This is a genomic window from Glacieibacterium frigidum, assembly GCF_007097155.1.
Taxonomy (GTDB): Bacteria; Pseudomonadota; Alphaproteobacteria; order Sphingomonadales; family Sphingomonadaceae; genus Glacieibacterium; species Glacieibacterium frigidum.
Genome location: NZ_VJWA01000002.1, coordinates 589794 through 608710 on the forward strand (window position 1 = coordinate 589794; position 18917 = coordinate 608710).

Genomic DNA, 18917 nt, shown 5'->3' on the forward strand with positions numbered 1-18917 from the left:
ATGCACACGGATGTGACGAGTGAGAATCGTATCGCAACGGCGCGTCTCTTCGAGCCGTTGACGATCGGCGGGCGCGAGTTTTGCAACCGTCTGGCGGTCGCGCCGATGACCCGCGTCAGCGCCACCGAAGCGGGGCATGCTACCGCCCGCATGGCCGACTATTACGGCGCCTTCGCCGAGGGCGGATTCGGACTGGTGATCACCGAAGGGCTGTACCCCGATCAACTCTGGTCACAGGGTTACCTCCACCAGCCGGGACTGTCCGACGACGCGCAGCGCGATTCGTGGCAGCCGGTTGTCGACCGCGTTCATGCGGCCGGCGCACGCATCATCGCGCAGCTCATGCACGCCGGCGCCGTCTCGCAGGGCAATCGCTTCCGTCCCGGCACTCGTGGGCCTTCCGCGGCGCGCCCGGCCGGGCATCAGATGCCTTTCTATCGGGGTTCGGGAGAGTATCCGGTCGCTGCCGAGATGACTAAGTCCGAGATCGACGAGGCAATAGCCGGCTTTGCGGCGGCAGCGGGTCGGGCACGCGAAGCCGGGTTCGACGGTGTGGAAATCCACGGAGCCAATGGCTATCTGCTCGACCAATTCCTGACCGAAGGCGTGAACCGACGTACCGATGCCTATGGCGGGGAGGTCGCCAGTCGGCTGAGGATCACGATCGAGGTTGTGCAGGCTGTTCGCGCGGCGGTCGGGCCGGACTTCATCGTCGGCGTCCGTAGCTCGCAGGCTAAGGTCAACGACTTCGTCCACAAGTGGCGCGGGCCCGAGGAGGCGGCGGAGACGTACGCGCGGCTCGGACAGCTTCCGCTCGACTATCTCCACACGACCGAGTTCGAAGCGTGGCAGCCAGCCTTCGGCAAGGGTCCCAGCCTTGCGGCTCTTGCCAAGCGCCACAGCCGCCTAACGGTGCTTGCAAACGGATCACTTCACGATCCAGCGCGCGCGGCCGATATGCTGTCGGCGGGGGAAGCGGATATGATCACGCTTGGCCGCGGCGCCCTCACGCATGCCGACTGGCCGAGGCGGGTCGCAGAGGGGAGTCAGATCGGCGAGTTCGACCGCCAGATATTGTCACCGCTCGCTACTCTCGAGAATGACGATCAAGTTCGGGCGCGAGGCGCTTCTGCATGAAAATTCGACTAAACCCGTCCTGCTCGCCACGGCCGTACTCTTCCCAGCCGAGCCTCGTGTAGATCGCCAGGTTCTCGTGCATGAGCTCGTGGGTGTAGAGCCGCAGTTCGTGGATGCCGCTCCGGCGGGCATGCGTCTCGGCATGGTCAAGTAGCGCGCGACCCAGCCTAAGGCCCTGTTGCGCGCTGCCTACGGCGACGTTGCTGACGAGCAGATGGTCATCGGCCTGCCGCAGCACGATGAGCCCGGTGACGTCGTCCTCTGCGGCGAGAACCCAGACACTCCCAGCCTCAATCAGCTCCAGATAGTTTGCTGTCATCGGGGCGGGCAGGCGGCCCATCCGTTCGATGTAGTGCCCATAGGCGTCTCGCACGAGCCGCTGGATGGCCGGCGCGTCTGCGGCCTTGGCTAGGCGGATCTGGAAGCTCACGATGGACGGCTCGCTCTTGTTGCAGGCTGGCAGTGCTCGAGCGGGTCGCTGGAATCGCAGCCGCTCGTGCTCCCCTCAAAACTTAGGGCGCGTCGACGGGTCCGGTCGTTCGGGGTCTGGTCAAAGCGTGGTTAGGACAGCCGCGCACATCAGTCCGCCGACGACCGCGACGTGCTCCAGTGCGATCTGAAACTCCTCCATGTTCTTTGGCGGCGGGTACTTCCAAAAGGGGTGCCCCAGCGGGATCGACAGGAAAGTGAAAACACCGAGCCAGCCGGCGCCCAGCCATCCGAGCGACCGGTAGTCGGTGATGAGGAGGATGGAGCCGCCGAGCTCCGTCACGATCATCGCGGCCACGATTGCTGCCGGCTTCGGCAGGCGGCGCGCCTCGATGACCTTCACCATCATGCCGAACTTTGCGATCCCGAAGATGCCGGCGATCCAGAAGAAGGAGGTCAGGACGACGCGTGCCGCCACGTTGAACCAATCGGCCGAGAGGAGGTCGCTGATGATCGACGGCATGTCTCGAATTTCTCAGTTGCGGCCCGCGGCGAGCCTCCGTGCCTTTCGCCGATGCCAGCGGGCAGGCGTGCTGAGGCGCGCTGCGCGCAGCGATGTGCACGCGGCTATTGTCAGGCGGCGCAAGCAAATAGGTCAGCGCTGGATGCGCAGGGAAGACCTGCCGGTTGGATGCAGCGTCCAAGCGCTTGTCCGAGTTGTCGGTCGTCGTCATCTCAACGTTCGTCTATGCGCATTGTTGCTGGCGGAGCCGCTTCGCGCCGCCCCATCTTCTGAAACGTTCTTTTGCGAGGAGGAAGTCATGCCCGGACCACAATCCCGGTTCATCACTGCTGCCGATACTGCGCTGCTGCTCATCGACTATCAGCCGCAGATGCTGATGGGCATACGGAGCGACGATCCCGCATCCGTGCTCAACAACGCTCAGATCATCGCCAAGGCGGCGGCCCTGTTCGGCATGCCCACCGTGCTCACGACGATAACGGCGGATAGCTTCGCCGGACCATTCGTGCCGGAGATCGCTGAAGAGGTTTTCACAGACAAGATCGTGATCGACCGCTCCTCGATCAACGCGTGGCTCGACGAGAACTTCGTGAAGGCCGTCGAGGCGACGGGACGCAAGCGCCTCGTGATCGCAGGTCTCTGGACCGGGGCGTGTGCAACCTTCAATGCATTGGAGGCGATCTGGCGCGGCTACGAGGCGTACTTCGTCGCCGACGCATGCGGCGACACGACGCCCCAGGTGCACGAGCGCTCGGTCGACCGGATGATCCAGGGCGGGGCTGTGCCACTGACCGCGCAGCACTTCGTCTATGAACTCCAGCAGGACTGGGCGCGCTCCGAGACCTACCAGGGCGTGGTGGACCTCCTGCGGCCTCATTCCATCTTTGGGAACGTGCAGGTCCCTTATGGCAAATGGGCGCTCCGTGCCCACGAGCTGGACGGCGCCGTCGCCTGAGGGCCGAAGAACGTCGGATGGGTGCGAATCCTCGCGCTTGCTCGGTCTAACACCCGTCCTCGGCGGCGCTCGGCACGCTGCCTGTCCCCGTGCGGGTCTCGGCGGTTGCGGGGGACGCGCGCGTCGCCGTCATGGACGCGGTCGCCATGCCGGGGGTTTTGAACCGAATGCAATCGAAGGAGCATGAGATGACTGGACTGCTTGAGGGAGCCGTGGCCCTGGTGACTGGCGGCTCGAGTGGCCTAGGGCGCGCCATCACGCTGCGGTTCGCCGAAGAAGGCGCCAAGGCGATCGTCGTTGCGGATTTGCAGCCGGAGCCACTGGAAGGTGGGCGCCCGACCGTCGAGCTTGTGGAGGAGCTTGGCGCCGAAGCCGTCTTCGTAAAGACCGACGTAACCCGAAGCGACGATGTCCATCAGGCCGTCGAGGCCGCCGACCAATTCGGCGGGGTGACAAGCGTGGTCACGAGTGCCGGCATCTTGCGCAACGCCGCTCTGTTCGACATCACGGAGGCCGACTTCGACCGGATCATGGCGATCAACGTCAAGGGCACATTCTTGATCGCACAGGCCGCGGCGCGATCGATGGTGGACGGGGCCCGCGAGGGCTCGATCGTGCTCGTTTCTTCGATTGGTGGCGTTCGCGCATCCGGCCTGAACGTGCCCTACGGCACCAGCAAGGGCGCCGTGAACCTGATGGGGTTCGCTCTGGGAGATGCGCTCGCGCCCCACGGCATTCGCGTGAACGTGCTTCAGCCGGGCGTCATGAACACCGCCATGACCAAGGGCGTCGGCCTTGAGGAACTCGGCTGGAAGGTCGCTCTTAACCGGGCTGGCGACCCGCGGGAGGTTGCCAACGGCGCAGTGTTCTTGGCGAGTCCCCTGGCGAGCTATGTTACCGCAACGGCCTTGCTTGCCGACGGCGGGATCGCAAACCTTATCGGGTGAGAGATTAAGTTCGGCAAAATCCGGAGGCGCTGCGAACCACTTGGAGACAGACGATGACAATGAGGCAAGCCATTTTCCCCGCCAACCGGCATGCCCTTTATCAGGAGCATCGCTACTCGGCTGCGATACGCTCCGGCGACCTGCTGTTCGTGTCGGGCCAAGTTGGGAGCCGCGACGACGGGTCGCCCGAGCCTGATTTCGAGAGGCAGGTCGAACTGGCCTTCGCCAACCTGAAAGCTGTTCTGGCCGCCGCGGGATGCACCTTCGACGACGTCGTGGACGTGACCACCTTCCACACCGACCCGCAAGCGCAGTTCGATACCGTGATGTCCGTCCGCGCCGCTGAGATCGGCGAGGCTCCGTATCCAAACTGGACCGCGGTGGGCGTCACCTGGCTTGCCGGCTTCGACTTCGAGATTAAGGCGATCGCGCGGATCCCGACAGCCTGAATCGATCGCGCCGGGTGCGGCATGGCGCCGGTCAGTCGGTCGCGTGCTGCGCGCGAAACGGCTCGCATGCCGCTGTGGCAGGATTTCTGCTCAGGCGCCCGCTCGGTGTAATCAAGGCGGTCGCTAAATGCGCCTTTGAGAAGGTAGACGGATGGATCGGATCGACGCGCTGCGCCTGCTGCTCGACGTGTCGGAGGCGGGCAGCTTCTCAAGCGTCGCCCGGCAGCGTGCGATTGCCACCTCGACTGTCGCGCTTGCCGTGAGCCAGCTCGAGGACGAGCTCAGAGTTCGCCTCCTGGTGCGCTCCACACGAAAGCTGGTGTTTACCCACGAGGGCGAACTGATGCTGGAGGACGCGCGTCGCATCGTGTCCGATTGGGATACCGCCGTGAGCGGACTGCGCGAGAATGGTCCACTCACCGGACCGATCCGGATAACAGCCACAAACGACTTCGGCCGGGTCCGACTGCGTCCGCTTCTCGACAACTTCCAGGATCGCCATCCGGGGGTCGAAGTGACCCTGCTCCTCAGCGACAGTTCCATGGACCTGATCGAGGAGCATATCGACCTGGCGATTAGGAGCGGACCGCTGCCGGACTCCGCAATGCGCGCACGGTTGCTGATCAGGGGGCCGCGCGTGGTGTGCGCGTCCCCCGACTACTGGCGCCGGACGGGCGTGCCGGCGCATCCGACCGAGCTCGCGGACCACAATTGCATCGTGCTCGCCCGGCCAGGAGCACCGCTGTCGGCGTGGCCGTTTCGCGATGCTGGCAAGCTTCTGAACGTCAAGGTGCGGGGCGACCGGCAGGCCAGCGACGGCGACGTACTCCGGGAATGGGGCGTGGCGGGGGCCGGGGTCATCTTCAAGAACCAGTGGGACATTCGCAAGGAACTCGCGGCAGGCACCCTCACGACGGCGCTGGATGGGTTTGTTCCTTGGCAGGTCGACCTGTTCGCCGTCCACGCGGGTGCGCCGCCAAGCCGGCGAGTTGCGGCGCTGATCGAATTTCTTGCAGATGCCCTGCGCGAAGGTTCTTCCCTGGAATGATCCAAATCTTAATTTCGCGGCAGGGCTTGGTGCTCGCGTCAAGGTGTGTCGCCAGCGCCGCGCGCCGGATCGTCGAAGCGCAGCGCCTTGGGTAATTCGGCCGCGAGGAAGTCCAGCAGCGCGCGAACTCCTGGCGGCACCCCCAGCCGGTAGGGGATCAGTACGGAGAAGGATGCGTCCATCACCCGCCAGTCCGGCAGTACCGGGACGAGTGAGCCGTCCTCGATCTCGCGGCGACAGATGTAGCCAGGTAGCGCCGCTATCCCGAGATTGGCGCAGGTGGCCATCTTCAGCGATACCATACTGTTGGTTCGGAAGCGGGGCGTCAGCGGGACGGAACGTGTCTCGTGCCCCGGTCTGGTCAACTGCCAGACTGTCATGCCAGGTCGCGAGAGGGCGAGCGCCGTTTGCCGCTCGAGCTCACCCGGTTCGGTGGGTGCACCCATGTCCTTCAAGTACCGGGCACCTGCGAAAAGGATCCACGGAGCCTTCGCAATGTGCCGTTGGATCAGCGACGAGTCGGCAAGTGCGGAATTGTGGCCGCGTATCGCGACGTCGAAACCTTCGGCGATGATGTCGACTATGCGATCGGTTGCCTCCTCCGTTATTCGCACCTTTGGATGGCGGGCGAGGAACGCCGGGAGGAGATCGCACAGGACGTATTCCGAGAGCTCGGTCGTGGTCGTAACCCGGATCACGCCGCTTGGCTCCTTGAGTCCGCTCCGGATCACTTCCTCGACCTTCGCCGCGTTCGCGATCAGGTCGCTTGCATGCCGATAGAACTCCTCTCCAGTCTGAGTGAGCGCAACCTGGCGCGATGTGCGGTTCAGCAGCCTGACGCCCAGTGCAAGCTCGAGCTCGCCAATCCGGTGGCTGAGCGTGGACTTCGGAAGATCGAGCTTCCTCGCGGCTGAAGCGAAGCCGCCCTGATCGACCACTTGGACGAAGTAGTAGGCGTCGGACAGATTCAGCATCCCGAGTCTCCAGGCAGCCAGCGCTGTTTTGACACCCGACCTCGGTGTCCTCTTACCTCTATCCAAGCCGCAGTTGCCGGCTCTCAGCTTCTCCGCAGCACCCTGACGTGGATACAGCCACGGCTAGCATCGATCCGCAACAAGCGGACGTCCACGGTCTTGAACGCAGCGTTCAAATCATTGCCGGAACGACCAGCGTCGCCACGGGTCATCAGACCGGACCGTACGGGCGAACTGATGCCCGAACTCAATCGATCCAGGCGCAGCGCCGATCCATCGCGATCGTCGGGCGCGCCTCGAAATCGCGGGGGAACACTGCATGAAACCGATCTTCGCACGGGCCGACGCTTCGGACGACCCGCCGTCGCGCAGGCATCAACTGCTCTCGCGCCGGGCCATCCTCGGCGCGGCCGCGGCAAGTGCTGCGATCCCGATCTTCGCCGACGCCGTCCACGCCGCGCAACAGTCTCCGCTGCGCGCCCAGAACGAAGTAATTGCGCCGTTCCGCATCTCTATACCGCAGGAGGAGCTCGATGGACTTCGCTCCCGGTTGCGCCTGACGCGCTGGCCTGAGACCGAAACGGTTCGGGACTGGTCGCAAGGCGTACCGCTGATCAAGGCGAAGGCTCTGATCGACGCCTGGAGCCGCCACGACTGGCGCGCGTTCGAGCGGCGCGTAAACCAGCTGCCGCAGTTCCTCACCAGCATCGACGGACTGGACATCCACTTCATCCATGTGCGCTCACGGCATCCCGGAGCCCTGCCGATCCTGCTCACCCACGGCTGGCCCGGATCGTTTGCGGAGTTCCTGGATTGCATCGGTCCGCTGACTGACCCGGTCCGCCATGGCGGACGGCCGGAGGATGCATTCGACGTCGTCATCCCATCGCTGCCCGGCTACGGCTTTTCGGGCAAGCCGACGGCGCCAGGTTGGAACGTCGACCGGACGGCCTCGGCGTGGGGCAAGCTGATGAAACGCCTCGGCTACACGCGCTGGGTGGCGCAGGGCGGCGACTGGGGCGCGAGCGTGACGACTACACTCGGCAAGATGCGGCCCGAGGGACTCATCGGCATCCATCTCAACTGGGCCTTCGTATTTCCGGAGAGCATCCCCGCCGATCTCGACACGGTTCCACCAGGCCTGTCGGCAGAGGAGATGCGGGCGGTCGAGCAGGCGCGGGTCTTTCGGACGCAGGGGATCGGCTACTTCAAGGAGATGTCTACCAAGCCCCAGACGATGGGCTACGGGCTGCTGGACTCGCCGGTCGCGCTCGCGACCTTCATCTACGAAAAGTTCCAGACTTGGTCGGACAACGAGGGGGATCCGGAGCAGGCGCTGACCATGACGGCGATGCTCGACGACATCTCGCTCTACTGGTTCACCCGCAGCGGCGCTTCGGCAGGACGCTTCTACTGGGAGAACCCCGGAAACAGCTTCGCGGGGCCCCGGATCGAGCTGCCCGTCGCGGTTAGCGTCTTCCCGCGCGAGATCTACCAGGTTCCGCGCAGCTGGGCCGAGCAGACGTTCCCGAAGTTGATCCACTTCAACGAGTTGGACCGCGGCGGGCACTTTGCCGCGATGGAGCAGCCGAGCCTGTTCACGGCCGAGTTGCGGAAGGCGTTCGCAACGCTGCGACGGTGAGGCGGGGAGCGGGCGCAGCAATTACGTCAACTCTGCAGGGCATTCTTCCAGGACAAGGCAGCTACGCCAAGCAAACGCGCCGTCGACAAAAAATCGTCTGGTATCTTGGACGCATCTTCCAACGTCCTACCGGAACACTTGTTGAGACGGATGGTCTCGCACGATTAGTAAGCTGCGTCCCGAGTTTCACCCCCACTCTACTCGTTGAGCAACGGATGCCAAGAATCTGCCGGAGTGTTCGATGATCTCGAAAGATCTTTTCGAAAGGGTGGGGATTATTTCTGCGGCGCTGCTGCTGCACATCGGACGGGCAATGATCGAAGTGATGGCATGAACATCGATTTTACCGACAAACGAGTACTCGTGACCGGTTCCACGGCCGGGATCGGCTTCGCCGCCGCAAAGGGTTTCTTGGCCGCAGGCGCTAGCGTCGTCATCAACGGCCGCAGCGAGGATAGCGTCGAGGCTGCTGTCGCATTCCTCCGCAAGGTGAGACCGAAGGTCGACGGCTTTGCCGGTGACCTCGGCACCGCCAAGGCCTACGAGCGTTTGGTCGCGCGGCACCCCGACTTCGACGTACTCGTCAACAATATCGGCGTCTACGGGCCCCAGGACTTCTTTGTCACGCCCGACAGCGAATGGGACAGGTTCTTTCAGACCAACGTGATGTCGGGTGTCCGGCTCTCCCGCGCCTATGCACCCGGAATGGTCGACCGGGGCTGGGGTCGGATCGTCTTCATCTCGTCGGAATCGGCGGTAAACATCCCTGCCGACATGATCCACTACGGCTTCACCAAGACCAGCCAGCTGGCGATCTCGCGCGGCCTGGCCAAGCGGCTCGCCGGAACCGGGGTCACCGTGAACGCCGTGCTGCCCGGCCCGACCCTGTCCGAAGGCGTCGCCGGCATGCTCACGGCGGGCAACACGTCCGGCGACAGCGTCGAGCAGATCGCAGCCAGCTTCATCGCCGAGCATCGCAGCTCGTCGATCATCCGACGCGCCGCCACGGTCGACGAGGTCGCCAACATGATCCTCTACGTCAGCTCGGCGCAGGCCTCCGCGACAACCGGCGCCGCGCTACGCGTCGACGGCGGTGTCGTCGACAGCATCGTGTGAGCACTGGTCTCTGCTGACCTAAACCACCGAACATCAAAACTTCAATTAGGAAGGAAATGAAATGACCGACGTCATCACTGCCATCGAGGAGCGCCGCACGACCGTCCTCTTCGACACGACGCGCGACATCGAGGACGCGCAGGTCACCGAACTCGTTCGCCTGGCCACGCGCGCGCCGACCTCGTTCAACCTGCAGAACTGGCGTTTCATTGCCGTACGCACGCCCGACGCCAAAGCACGCTTGCGCGCGGTTGCCTGGGACCAGGCAAAGATCACCGAGGCTGCAGTGACCTTCATCATTATCGGCACGCTTGCTGATGAACAGACCCTGCCAGCTCGGCTAGCGCCTGCGGTCGAAGCCGGGATCATGCCTGCGCAGATGGTTGATGGCTGGGTCGGCGCCGCCGGCAGCCTGTACAAGGACCAACCCTGGCGTCAGCGCGACGAGGCGGTCCGGACCGCAACGCTCGGGGCAACGACGCTTATGCTCGCCGCGCATGGCATGGGACTGGGTGCGGGACCGATGATCGGCTTCGACCCCGAGGCGGTGGCGAGCGAGTTCGGCCTGGCCAACAACGAGATCCCCGCGATGCTTGTGGCGGTTGGCTACGGCACGCCGGAGAACTGGCCGCAGAAGCCGCGCCGCCCGCTGGAGCAAGTTCTCAGCTTGGTTTGACAGGAGGGATCGATGCCGCATGTTATTGTAAAATTCTACTCCGGCCGCAGCGACGAGGAGAAGCGGGTCATGGCAGATGCCATGGCAGCGACCCTCCACGAAACCATGGGCTACGAGGTAGGCAACGTATCCGTCTCGGTCGAGGAGGTAGAGAAGGCGGACTGGATGGGGAAGGTCTACGAACCGGACATTGTCCAGCGCCAGGACCAGTTGGTGAAGCGGCCGGGTTACGGCCACCTTGCTGGATGAGCTAGGCCGCTATGGTGGCCCGTGCCGTGACGGATCGGATCCGGCTCAGCACGGGCGTCATTTCTAACGTGACGAAGATTCGGCCAACATGTCTGGACGCTGCACCGCGCGTCCAGCATTCCGCCAGAACTGCGGAGATTTTCGCGATCATGGTTCGAACGCTAGCGATACCCAGATCGCATCGAGTTATGAACTGCCACGCCAGGTGACGCGATCGTGACGACGCGGGCGCGTAGGCGGCAGACTGCTCCCGGGATGCGATGGCCGATGGCGCGCCGCAGGGTGAGTAACTCGCCATCAACAGATATCCGGATCGGCGACCTGCCAGACTCCAGCCTGATCGCCACTCGGGTCAGCCAGACTGGCTTCGTGCTGTGCAATTCACCAGAGTATCTGGCTACCAACTGGGCGCCAGTGCACCTGGACGGCCTCCACCGCCACATCTTTAGCTATGTTTACACACGGCACGGCAGTTCGCTTAAACTAACGCTTCCTGATCGGTGGCGTCGCAAGGATCATGAACCTTTCATCGCGTATGACGGGGGACGATGGTGAGGCGCTTGTCGGCGCTGGCGCGCGATCGGCCGGCCTAGTGATGGCCGACGAATGATTAATGGAGCAGCACCTCGCGGATGGCAGTCTTGTCCGAGTGTTGCGCGTTCGAGAAGCCGCTCGTCCCGGACACCGTCGTCCAACTGCCGACCTGAAACCCTTTGCCGGCCGCTCGAGCGCTTACCGTCGTGCTTCGTCGCCGCCTAGCAGGTGACGCAGCCCGAACATGTCTCATGAAGTAAGCCGCGCTGGGTCGGGCAACACGTCACCTGTTTCGGACGGACGCCTACTGTCGAGACTGCGCACGGGTGGCTGATGTTCCAAGCATCGATTTCGCCTCGGGATCAGGCTCGGAAGCTCGCCGCACGCCGTTACAGACTGCGCCCCCCGAATCGCAGTTCGCGACGCGGGTATCGAGATGGCCTCTGCAATACAGGAGGTTATCCAATGTCTCTCCCTACCAAAACCATCGACGAACTGAAGAACATGATCGACGAGGCTCGTGCCGATCCCGTCACGTCGTCTGAGCCTGCCAAGCCTGAGCTGGTGAAGTTGTTTTGGGTGAAACCGCACCAGTGCACCGTCTGGAGTGGCAACACGCGCGATGTGTCCTCAATGGATGCCGCTCGGTTCGACGCGCTCAAGGCTTCGATCATGGCAAAGGGTCAGCAGATCGCTGTCATCGGACGGCGGATCGGCACATCGAATGACATCGAGGTCATCGCAGGTGCCCGTCGCGTCGCGGTGCAGAAGGACCTCGCTCGCAACAACCCGGATGTCATGATCTTTGTCGATGTCCGCGAGATGGACGACGCGGCGGCTTACGCGCTCGTGGCGGCCGAGAACGAGGGCCGGCAGGCGTTCGTCCCGATCGAGTCTGCGCGCTTCTACAAGCACGCTCTGCAGGCCGGGACCTACAGGGACCAGACGACGCTTGCCGATGCCCTCGGCCTCCACAAGGCCACCGTTGGGCGTACCCTCGCGATCCTCGACCTGCCGCACGAGGTGCTCAACAAGGTCGTCGATCCGCGCGCCATCTCGGCGGCACAGGCCAGCAAGTTCATGACGCACTGGAACGACGAGACGTCGCAGCTGGTCATGGAAGCCTGCCTCGCTTCGCTGAAGCCGGCGAACGCGGCGGCTACGTTCAAGGCGGTCTTCGCGTCGGTCGACCAGACGAAGTCGCGGAACGAGTTGCAGACCATCGACGGTGCGATCATCGGCACGCTGCGCAGCACGAAGGCGGGGCTGAAGATCGAGCTGAACCCGGCTGCCGACGCCGTCGAACTCGACGACATCGTGGCGTCAATCCGCAGCCGCATCCTCGAACTCCGTACGCCGAACTAACCGAAGGCGGGCGGTTGCGCGCGCGCAACCGCCCGCTGCTGGCCGGTTCAAGGCCAGCGACGAAATACGCAGCAGCAATTGGAAGAGCAGGGAGAAGGCAGGTTTGAGAGGGTAGTAAGTTGTGGGTGCGCGATAAAGTGTTCGCATTTACCCCCCCCGGGGGGGCGGTCTGGCGAACCTCTGACCCACAACTTCCTCGACGACCTGGCAACCAAGCGGGACTGGGGGGAGCAGGATGCAAAGCATCTCATGGACGGTTGCCAACCGTCGTGCCGATCTAAGCGCAATCAGGGCTGCCCTTGCCGCCGAGCGTCGCGAGACAGTGGCACGGCACGAGAAGGAGCGTCAGCGCGTGCTGGACGCGAACCAGGCCGACCGCGATGCGAAGAAGGTTGGGGCTGCCATTCGCAAGGCCGTGCGCGAACAGGACCGGGCGTCGCGCCGCATCGGAGCGATCGTTGCCGCGAAGAAGCTGGGTAGTGACAGCGGCCGCACCTGCAAGCGGTTCGAAGCCATGCTGCACCTGAACCCGCCGAAGCCGTCAGCGCAAGGCCGCGACGGCCTGTCGTCATTTCACTTCAAGTGGACCTCGCGCGGCTACGGCGGAGCGACGGGCTCACGACGCTACCGGGCCGGCGAGGCGGTGCGCCACCTCAAGTACATCCAACGCGAACAGGCTCGCGAGATCGAGGGTGGCGGTCTCGTCTCGAGTATCAGCCGCGACACCGCCGAGCTCGCCGGTTTCTTCCAGGCGCTCGAGACCCTCGAAGGCCAGGACCGGGCAAACGCGAACGTCTACGTAACGTTGGTCATCTCGCTGCCGCACGAACTTGCCGTCGTTGAGCGCGAGCGCGTGCTCGGCGAGATCTGCGAAGTACTCGCGAAGCTGGATCTGCCGTACGTGGGTGTACTTCATGCCCCGGGGCCCTTGGGCGACCCTCGCAACTATCACGCGCATGTGATGCTGGGCCTGCGGCCGACGAAGGTGATCGCGCCTGGCCAGTATGAGTTTTCGCCGGTCAAGAGCTCGGACCTCAACGACGGCTCGTTCATCGTAGAGTACCGGCACACCGTCGCGACCCTGCTCAATGCAGCGATGGAGCGTGGCGGCCACGATCGTCGGTTCACGGCGCTCAGCAATGCCGAGCGTGGTCTCGCGCCGACCGCGAAGGGAACCGGCAAGTCGACACCGGGCAAGAAGAACATCTCGCGCCGCGCGCAGAGGCTGGCCGAGGCTCGTGCCGCGCTGGCGCAGAACCATCATCGGCAAGAGGTTATCATTCAGCTTCGCGAGAAGATCGTAGCATTCCTGGCGGAGCCGTTCCGTGATTTCGAGGCAGAGCTCGCCACCCGGCGGGCTGATCTGCAGCAGCGGACTGAACAGCGCCGGGCACTTGCGGCCAGCAATGTTGCTGCGACCTTAGCAGCGCAGCAGACAATGGCTTCCGCCGACGTCGTTCAGTCAGCACCTGCGACCGGCAACGAGGCGGACCTTGCAGACGGAACAGCATCGCCACCCCTGCGCCCGGTTGCGCGCGCGCAACCGTCTCCAGCCGTTACCGATCTGCGGGATGCAGCTGGTCCGACACGGAACGCCGATACTCGTGCCCCAGCCCGGATCGCCCCGGCACCGTCTTCCGCTGCTGTACCAGTCGATACGCCGGTAATGCCGTCGGCTGCATTTCTCACACCAGTCGCCGAGGCGGCTGCTCAGTCTGCGATCGCTGCTATCACTGCGGTCGAGCCGGCACCTGCACCTATTGCAGCCACGGCTCCAACAGCACCAACGGTTGCGCGCGCGCAACCGCCGGTGGCAACCGTGACGGAAAGCAGCGACGTGCCCTCGGACTGGCCCACGCACGCCAGCCAGGCGGTGGCAACAGACAACGTTAGCGGACCTACGCCATCGGAGGCGCTGCAGCCGACCCAACCCCTGGTTGCGCTTGAAGCCGGAACTCCGGCCGCGACTGCTCCTGATCCCCCTGTGCCCGCCTCTCTCGCAGGCTCTCAGGCGGCGACAGTTACCATCGCAGGCGGGCAACGGAAGCGGGGCCGTGGCGCGATCACGGCGCGACTGAAGGAGATGCTCGCGGCCTCGCAAGGTCAGCCGCCGCGCGAACCCGAGTTTGTTGTGACATCAAATGCGGTGCCGCCGGGCGAGCACGTGGAGAATGCGGTTGTGAGTGCAGGCTCGTCCATATCGGGAGGGAGCGTCGAGCCGGCCGCAACATCGTCACACAGTCCGACACCTATCAGGATTTCCGGACCTGACGGCGTTCCGCGCTCGGTCGCCTCGGCGGAGCGGGCACCTTCTCCGGTGCGCAGGGAGGTTCGTCCCAAGCAGGACGAAAATCTCCTCGCGGCTGTTTGGCGCTTCCAGGAGAACATCCGTAAGAAGCATGACGAGGAAGATGGACCGGATCTTTCAGGCAAAGGCCTTCGCAGCCTGCGCGACATCCTCAGCCTCAGTCAGATACCGCTCGCCTCTGAACTCCAGTTGCTCAGCATAGGTGTGAAATTCGGTGACCAGAGGCGGGAACCGAAAACCAGTGATGGCGTAGGACAGCTGACAGCAGATGGTCGCAGAGCTGAAACGACGGCGGTAGCTCCAGTCGACGGCACGCAGAACAGCACAGTTGCCACCGCGAAAGCGCCCGTTCTTCGGAATCCGGTGCGCAAGCAGAACGCCGCCATGCTGCCAGCGGGTCGCATGATCGCGCCGGTCGATCCGGCTCGAACTGCTGCGATCGAGGCGGTTGTGCAGGATTTGCACAAGCGCACCTATCTGCCGCTGATCAAAAGGCCTGACGGGACGCTTAAGCTCGTGCTCGCGGCTGTGACGGACAAAGTTCTGATCGCCGCAGACTGGTTCGATAGCGACCCATCGATACAGGCGACTTTCCAAAGCGTGCGACGAGCTATGCTCAGCGACCTCGCGGTCTTCTTTGAGACCTGCCGGGTATCGCCCTTCGAAGTCCGTGGCGGGACGAGCGTACTGCAGGTCTCGAGGCTCGACGCTGAGCTCAAAGAGGCGGTCAAGGTCGCGAAGGGCGATACGGACGTGATCGCGGTTGTGCAGGCCGGCGCCGAGCTCTGGCGGCAGCGTGAGAAACGCGCACGCCAAGACGAAAAGCTGAAGCAGCAGCGCGTAGCAGCGAAGCGCAAGCAGCAGGGTGAACGCCAGGATCTCTTGAACGCTATCCATGCGGAGATAGTTTTTGGGACACTGCCGGGGGCATGGGAGAGTGCAGAGCTCGAGGCGGCCGAGCCGCCTGTGGCGGATCTTGTCTCGTCGCTTGCAAGCGAAGGCGTTTGGCTGGAGCGCACCGACGCTGGCTTTGCCGTCTACGGCAAGGACGAAACCGCGCAAGCTGCAGTCACCGAGCTCGCCAAGACCCGCATTGGTCAGGCTATCCTCGAGCGACTGGCGACGGCAGTCGCAGAGCCTCGACCTGAACACGGGAAGGGCTCACCGCTTCTCGTGGTCCAGCGCACCGGGATCCGTGCCGATCATGATCCAGATTGGCCGCCAGCGTGGGCAGGACGTGGTGGGCGTGGTGGGCGATAGCCGCTCGGCGCGTCTATCTGCCCATCGAGACTGAGTGTGGATTGGACGGTGACGACGACCCACGCACGCCTCGAGGACATGGCCAGCAAAAAGTTGGAAATCGAAGGATAGGGCAGGTGAGCGAAGCTTCTTGAAGGATGAAATTCAGGAGCTTTTCGCGACCGGCAGTGGTCGGCGCGACCCTCAAGTCGAGTGCAGATCATGATCCATCAATTACCACGACGGCGCAGGGCCGACCCGCTGGGTACGCCGCTGCTGCGGCTGTTTCACACAGCGCTGGCTCCCCAGCTGCTCCCGCGCGGGGACGAGAAAGGCGTCATGTCGATCGACAGCGGAGCCTGCGTCTGGTTGCCCGATGCCAAGCTCGCGATCACGACGGTCGGCGCGGAAAGCCCGATCGAAGGGTACGGCCACGCCCAGGCTGCCGAGCTGTCGGGCGTGGATATTTTGGCCATCGACTTCGACCCCGCTGGCGCCCTCGTCGCATGTGAGCTGGCGCTGTTTGGAATGCATCGAGCGGAGAAGTTCTTGGTCGCGCGTCTGGCGCTCTGGATCTCGCCGCACGGGCTGGCCGCGTTGGTGCCCGTCTCGCCTCGCAATGCTGTCGACCGGCTGCCCCCATGTTTCGCGTTGACCCCAACGGGGGTCAGGTTCCTGGCCGACCCGTTTTTCGATGCCGAGGAGTGGCAGGCTGGGATAACCCGCGCCGTCGTTGCGACTGGCAGGGCGCCGCTCTTGCAGCCGTCTAGGCAGAAGCCCAAGTTGAGGCTTGTCCGATGACGGCGACGCAGCCGCCACGAATGTTCGTGCTGCCGCCGGTTCGCCCCGATTTCATTTTTTCTGTCCTGCGACGCAACTTCAAGACCGTCACCAACGACACCGTCGCGTTTGTGCGGTCGAAGCTGCATCCTTTCGCAGCAGCCTTGGACGCCGACCCTGCCGGAACCTGGAAGCCGACGGCGGCGCGCCACGAGGTGCTCCTTCCAGCTTCAATGCCGGATCTCCTGGCTGACCCGAGGCTGCTGACCGAAACATTCGAGGCACAGGCGCGGCCAGACCAGACGGACCTGGCGATCGTCGTCAAGCTCGTGCTGCCGACGGGATGCCCGATCCATGTGGCGTGGGAGCTCGCTCGCCAGTTCACGCGAGAGGCCTTTGTTATCGAGCATCGACTGCCCGCTGTTCTCGTACTTCATGCCCCGGCGATCAGCGGGGTGCGCGATGCGAACCCGATGCACGCCCACATCATTGCCCTCGCCCGAACTTGGGAAAACGCCTTCACGGGCTTTGCGACCATCGCGTGCGATGCAGCCCATGCACCGCTGGCGGAGCGGTGGAAGGCGCTGCGCGGTGACGCCTAGGGCCCTTTATTGCGGCGGGGATGTCCACCGGCAGTGCCAGTGGCGCAGCTTTCTATGCCGAGCCCGAACTCGCTGGCGTAGGCATCGGAAGTCGGGAAGACGAACAGATTCGAGGTGATCTCGCCCTCGGCGACCTTGCGCGCGCAGGTCCAGCGGTCGAGATGCCCGCCAAGAACGCTAACTTGCTGCATTTGTTGCGTAAACCAGGTCGGCGCCGGTGTTTGATCGGGGCCGGATAGTCGGGAAACACGCCCGTCAACGGTTGCAGGTTGCCAGTAATGTCGCGTCGGCAGCGAACGTTTGACGATCGCCTAATGACCCTTTGTCACCGAGTAAGATTGCGCACCGCTTTTCTCGCTTATCCACATGATGAGGTCGCCGCTGATATCGCGCTTCACCATCGTGCCGCGTGGAGATAGCAAGCCACCGTCGCACACAATCCACAAGTTTGTTCACTGCATGTTCTTGTCGGCGTCGAGGTCTCCGACTAAGCCGCGCGGATGGCAGGGCCGGTCCGATCCCTCGACGATTTGAGCACGAAGGGCGCCGACCTCGTCATCGCTTGCCGCGCCTGCGGCCACGATCGCACCGTTGCGATCGAGCAGGTCATGGCCGTGTTTCTCAGGCGCAGATGGTCAACCGACTGGTCGGCCGCGCACCAGCGTTTCAGGTGCCGCAAGTGCGGCTCGAAGGACGTCCAGCTCGGCGTCGATTTCTACGGCTACGCACTAAGACACCAGCGCCGACCAGCAGCCTTGGCTGCGGTCCCCGTGACCCTGAAGCCTGGGCTGCATCCCCCGCCGCCTGGTGTGTCAGTGTCCGAGTGGAACCTTGCAACTGAGCGAGAACGGAAGAGGCTGGTCGAACGGGCACGGTCTTAAGGGCTCGGGCATATGACCCGGTCGACCATTCAGGTAGACGCGGCCTTTCGCGAGACGCTTTTCGTGACAACGCACGCAAGCCATTGAGCCGAATGCGATCGCGGGTCATGATGCAGTATGAATGTCGCGGAGTTTCTGTCGAACTACGCTGATCGAGACGATCGGGTTGAGCTTCTCGACGGCGTTCCCGTCGCCCTCCCAGTTCACACTGCCAGGATCTCTCGGATAGCCATGAACATAACAACCCAGATACACCGGCACCTTGAAACACGCGGTTGCCAGGTTTTCGGCGAAAGCCTGTATCTGCGGGTAGACGATCAAAATCTCTTGGCGCCGAACGCAGCAATCTATTGCGATCGTGCAGAACTCGACGGGCCTGATGACGTCTACTTTTTCTGCAAGCCCAGCGTCATCTTCGTCATCCTGACGCCGGACGAAGGTAGCCGCGAACCGAAGAGACGCGCAAAATTCCAGGCTATCCGCAGCGTGAGCACGATCGTTGTCATCGAGCCAGCGGCGAAAACGTTCATGCAGTACGAGCGGGCTTCAGACGGCTGGAGTGTCGTCGAGAAGCCGTATGGATCAGCATTGGAGCTACGACATCCTGCGATCACGCTGGAGGCCGACGAAATGTTTCGACACATAGGACCGAGGACGCAAATCGACGGATACGCTATAACCGGAGCCGATTAAGCCCCGCCGGAGACCTGATCACTGGGGGTCAATGCCGCTGGTCGAGATGAGCTATAATCCGCAGATCAGACGCGGGTTAACCAGCTTCTAAGCAGCGCCGCTTCGACCGTCACTTTCAAACATCGTGGCTCGGTGATCTCCGAACCACAATTCGCTCATTCGTAAATCGCAACACGTGCAATGGTGGGTGGACCGGCTGCTTCGAAGCCAAAAAAAGTGGTGGATTACGGTCCGGCCGCTTTGGAGCCTCGACCGACCGAAGCAGACATTAGTTTAGGTAAGAATGCAGGGCGCGTGAACGCTGCTCGGGTAGATTATGGCCCTGCCGCTTTCATTCAGACCGAGAAAACTGACCATTCATGTATGGGGG

Annotated in this window: 17 protein-coding genes; 14 read left to right on the forward strand and 3 right to left on the reverse strand. The window is 63.5% G+C overall.

Features of this window, described 5'->3' with window-relative positions:
• Window positions 1-1137: an NADH:flavin oxidoreductase gene (locus tag FMM06_RS12285; RefSeq protein ID WP_144237684.1), complete on the forward strand. Its 1137-nt coding sequence runs from the start codon at window positions 1-3 to the stop codon at window positions 1135-1137.
• On the opposite strand, the gene FMM06_RS12290 is transcribed toward FMM06_RS12285, so the two are convergent.
• Complete coding sequence (locus tag FMM06_RS12290; protein ID WP_207790286.1) at window positions 1088-1567, reverse strand: GNAT family N-acetyltransferase; 480 nt, start codon at window positions 1565-1567, stop codon at window positions 1088-1090. The two genes, FMM06_RS12285 and FMM06_RS12290, sit on opposite strands and share 50 nt — an antisense overlap.
• A 120-nt stretch (window positions 1568-1687) precedes the next feature.
• Complete coding sequence (locus tag FMM06_RS12295) at window positions 1688-2089, reverse strand: DoxX family protein (protein ID WP_144237685.1); 402 nt, start codon at window positions 2087-2089, stop codon at window positions 1688-1690.
• Between FMM06_RS12295 and FMM06_RS12300 the strand changes: the two genes are divergently transcribed.
• The 4 genes from FMM06_RS12300 (at window position 2076) to FMM06_RS12315 (ending at window position 5488) form a co-directional block, all read left to right on the forward strand.
• Window positions 2076-3044, forward strand: a complete 969-nt coding sequence (locus FMM06_RS12300) for an isochorismatase family protein (protein ID WP_207790287.1) — start codon at window positions 2076-2078, stop codon at window positions 3042-3044. The genes FMM06_RS12295 and FMM06_RS12300 overlap by 14 nt on opposite strands.
• A gap of 188 nt (window positions 3045-3232) precedes the next feature.
• Window positions 3233-3991 (forward strand): SDR family NAD(P)-dependent oxidoreductase, encoded by a 759-nt coding sequence (locus FMM06_RS12305; RefSeq protein WP_144237686.1) that lies wholly within the window; start codon window positions 3233-3235, stop codon window positions 3989-3991.
• A 53-nt stretch (window positions 3992-4044) separates the two neighbouring features.
• On the forward strand, window positions 4045-4440 hold the full coding sequence (locus FMM06_RS12310) for a RidA family protein (protein ID WP_144237687.1): 396 nt from the start codon (window positions 4045-4047) through the stop codon (window positions 4438-4440).
• Between the two features lie 151 nt (window positions 4441-4591).
• Entirely contained in the window at window positions 4592-5488 is an 897-nt protein-coding gene (locus FMM06_RS12315; RefSeq protein ID WP_144237688.1) for a LysR family transcriptional regulator, read from the forward strand.
• A 38-nt stretch (window positions 5489-5526) separates the two neighbouring features.
• On the opposite strand, the gene FMM06_RS12320 is transcribed toward FMM06_RS12315, so the two are convergent.
• Window positions 5527-6462, reverse strand: coding sequence for a LysR substrate-binding domain-containing protein (locus FMM06_RS12320; protein WP_144237689.1), 936 nt, complete (start codon window positions 6460-6462; stop codon window positions 5527-5529).
• Window positions 6463-6781: 319 nt separating this feature from the next.
• On the opposite strand from FMM06_RS12320, the gene FMM06_RS12325 reads away from it, so the two are divergent.
• From FMM06_RS12325 to FMM06_RS12365, 9 genes are all read left to right on the forward strand, one after another.
• Window positions 6782-8104: an epoxide hydrolase family protein gene (locus FMM06_RS12325; RefSeq protein ID WP_144237690.1), complete on the forward strand. Its 1323-nt coding sequence runs from the start codon at window positions 6782-6784 to the stop codon at window positions 8102-8104.
• Between the two features lie 330 nt (window positions 8105-8434).
• Window positions 8435-9220 carry an SDR family NAD(P)-dependent oxidoreductase gene (locus FMM06_RS12330; RefSeq protein ID WP_144237691.1) on the forward strand — a complete coding sequence of 262 codons (786 nt, stop codon included), beginning with the start codon at window positions 8435-8437 and terminating at the stop codon, window positions 9218-9220.
• 61 nt (window positions 9221-9281) lie between these two features.
• The gene (locus FMM06_RS12335) at window positions 9282-9896 is read left to right on the forward strand and encodes a nitroreductase family protein (RefSeq protein WP_144237692.1); all 615 of its coding nucleotides are present in this window, start codon (window positions 9282-9284) and stop codon (window positions 9894-9896) included.
• 12 nt (window positions 9897-9908) lie between these two features.
• Complete coding sequence (locus tag FMM06_RS12340) at window positions 9909-10145, forward strand: tautomerase family protein (RefSeq protein WP_144237693.1); 237 nt, start codon at window positions 9909-9911, stop codon at window positions 10143-10145.
• Between the two features lie 999 nt (window positions 10146-11144).
• Window positions 11145-12044, forward strand: a complete 900-nt coding sequence (locus FMM06_RS12345) for a ParB/RepB/Spo0J family partition protein (RefSeq protein WP_185965171.1) — start codon at window positions 11145-11147, stop codon at window positions 12042-12044.
• Window positions 12045-12279: 235 nt separating this feature from the next.
• Window positions 12280-15612 (forward strand): hypothetical protein, encoded by a 3333-nt coding sequence (locus FMM06_RS12350; RefSeq protein ID WP_144237695.1) that lies wholly within the window; start codon window positions 12280-12282, stop codon window positions 15610-15612.
• 192 nt (window positions 15613-15804) lie between these two features.
• Window positions 15805-16392 carry a hypothetical protein gene (locus FMM06_RS12355; protein WP_144237696.1) on the forward strand — a complete coding sequence of 196 codons (588 nt, stop codon included), beginning with the start codon at window positions 15805-15807 and terminating at the stop codon, window positions 16390-16392.
• Window positions 16389-16973, forward strand: a complete 585-nt coding sequence (locus FMM06_RS12360; RefSeq protein WP_144237697.1) for a hypothetical protein — start codon at window positions 16389-16391, stop codon at window positions 16971-16973. Before FMM06_RS12355 ends, FMM06_RS12360 begins: the two co-directional genes overlap by 4 nt.
• A 998-nt stretch (window positions 16974-17971) precedes the next feature.
• Window positions 17972-18547: a Uma2 family endonuclease gene (locus FMM06_RS12365; RefSeq protein WP_144237698.1), complete on the forward strand. Its 576-nt coding sequence runs from the start codon at window positions 17972-17974 to the stop codon at window positions 18545-18547.
• Window positions 18548-18917 lie beyond the last annotated feature (370 nt).

Bases quoted from the DNA above. Each gene is read 5' to 3' on its own strand.
- FMM06_RS12285 (WP_144237684.1), top strand. From the start codon at position 1: ATGCACACGGATGTGACGAGTGAGAATCGTATCGCAACGGCGCGTCTC.
- FMM06_RS12300 (WP_207790287.1), top strand. From the start codon at position 2,076: ATGATCGACGGCATGTCTCGAATTTCTCAGTTGCGGCCCGCGGCGAGC.
- FMM06_RS12295 (WP_144237685.1), bottom strand. From the start codon at position 2,089: ATGCCGTCGATCATCAGCGACCTCCTCTCGGCCGATTGGTTCAACGTG.
- FMM06_RS12305 (WP_144237686.1), top strand. From the start codon at position 3,233: ATGACTGGACTGCTTGAGGGAGCCGTGGCCCTGGTGACTGGCGGCTCG.
- FMM06_RS12310 (WP_144237687.1), top strand. From the start codon at position 4,045: ATGACAATGAGGCAAGCCATTTTCCCCGCCAACCGGCATGCCCTTTAT.
- FMM06_RS12315 (WP_144237688.1), top strand. From the start codon at position 4,592: ATGGATCGGATCGACGCGCTGCGCCTGCTGCTCGACGTGTCGGAGGCG.
- FMM06_RS12320 (WP_144237689.1), bottom strand. From the start codon at position 6,462: ATGCTGAATCTGTCCGACGCCTACTACTTCGTCCAAGTGGTCGATCAG.
- FMM06_RS12325 (WP_144237690.1), top strand. From the start codon at position 6,782: ATGAAACCGATCTTCGCACGGGCCGACGCTTCGGACGACCCGCCGTCG.
- FMM06_RS12330 (WP_144237691.1), top strand. From the start codon at position 8,435: ATGAACATCGATTTTACCGACAAACGAGTACTCGTGACCGGTTCCACG.
- FMM06_RS12335 (WP_144237692.1), top strand. From the start codon at position 9,282: ATGACCGACGTCATCACTGCCATCGAGGAGCGCCGCACGACCGTCCTC.
- FMM06_RS12340 (WP_144237693.1), top strand. From the start codon at position 9,909: ATGCCGCATGTTATTGTAAAATTCTACTCCGGCCGCAGCGACGAGGAG.
- FMM06_RS12345 (WP_185965171.1), top strand. From the start codon at position 11,145: ATGTCTCTCCCTACCAAAACCATCGACGAACTGAAGAACATGATCGAC.
- FMM06_RS12350 (WP_144237695.1), top strand. From the start codon at position 12,280: ATGCAAAGCATCTCATGGACGGTTGCCAACCGTCGTGCCGATCTAAGC.
- FMM06_RS12360 (WP_144237697.1), top strand. From the start codon at position 16,389: ATGACGGCGACGCAGCCGCCACGAATGTTCGTGCTGCCGCCGGTTCGC.
- FMM06_RS12365 (WP_144237698.1), top strand. From the start codon at position 17,972: ATGAATGTCGCGGAGTTTCTGTCGAACTACGCTGATCGAGACGATCGG.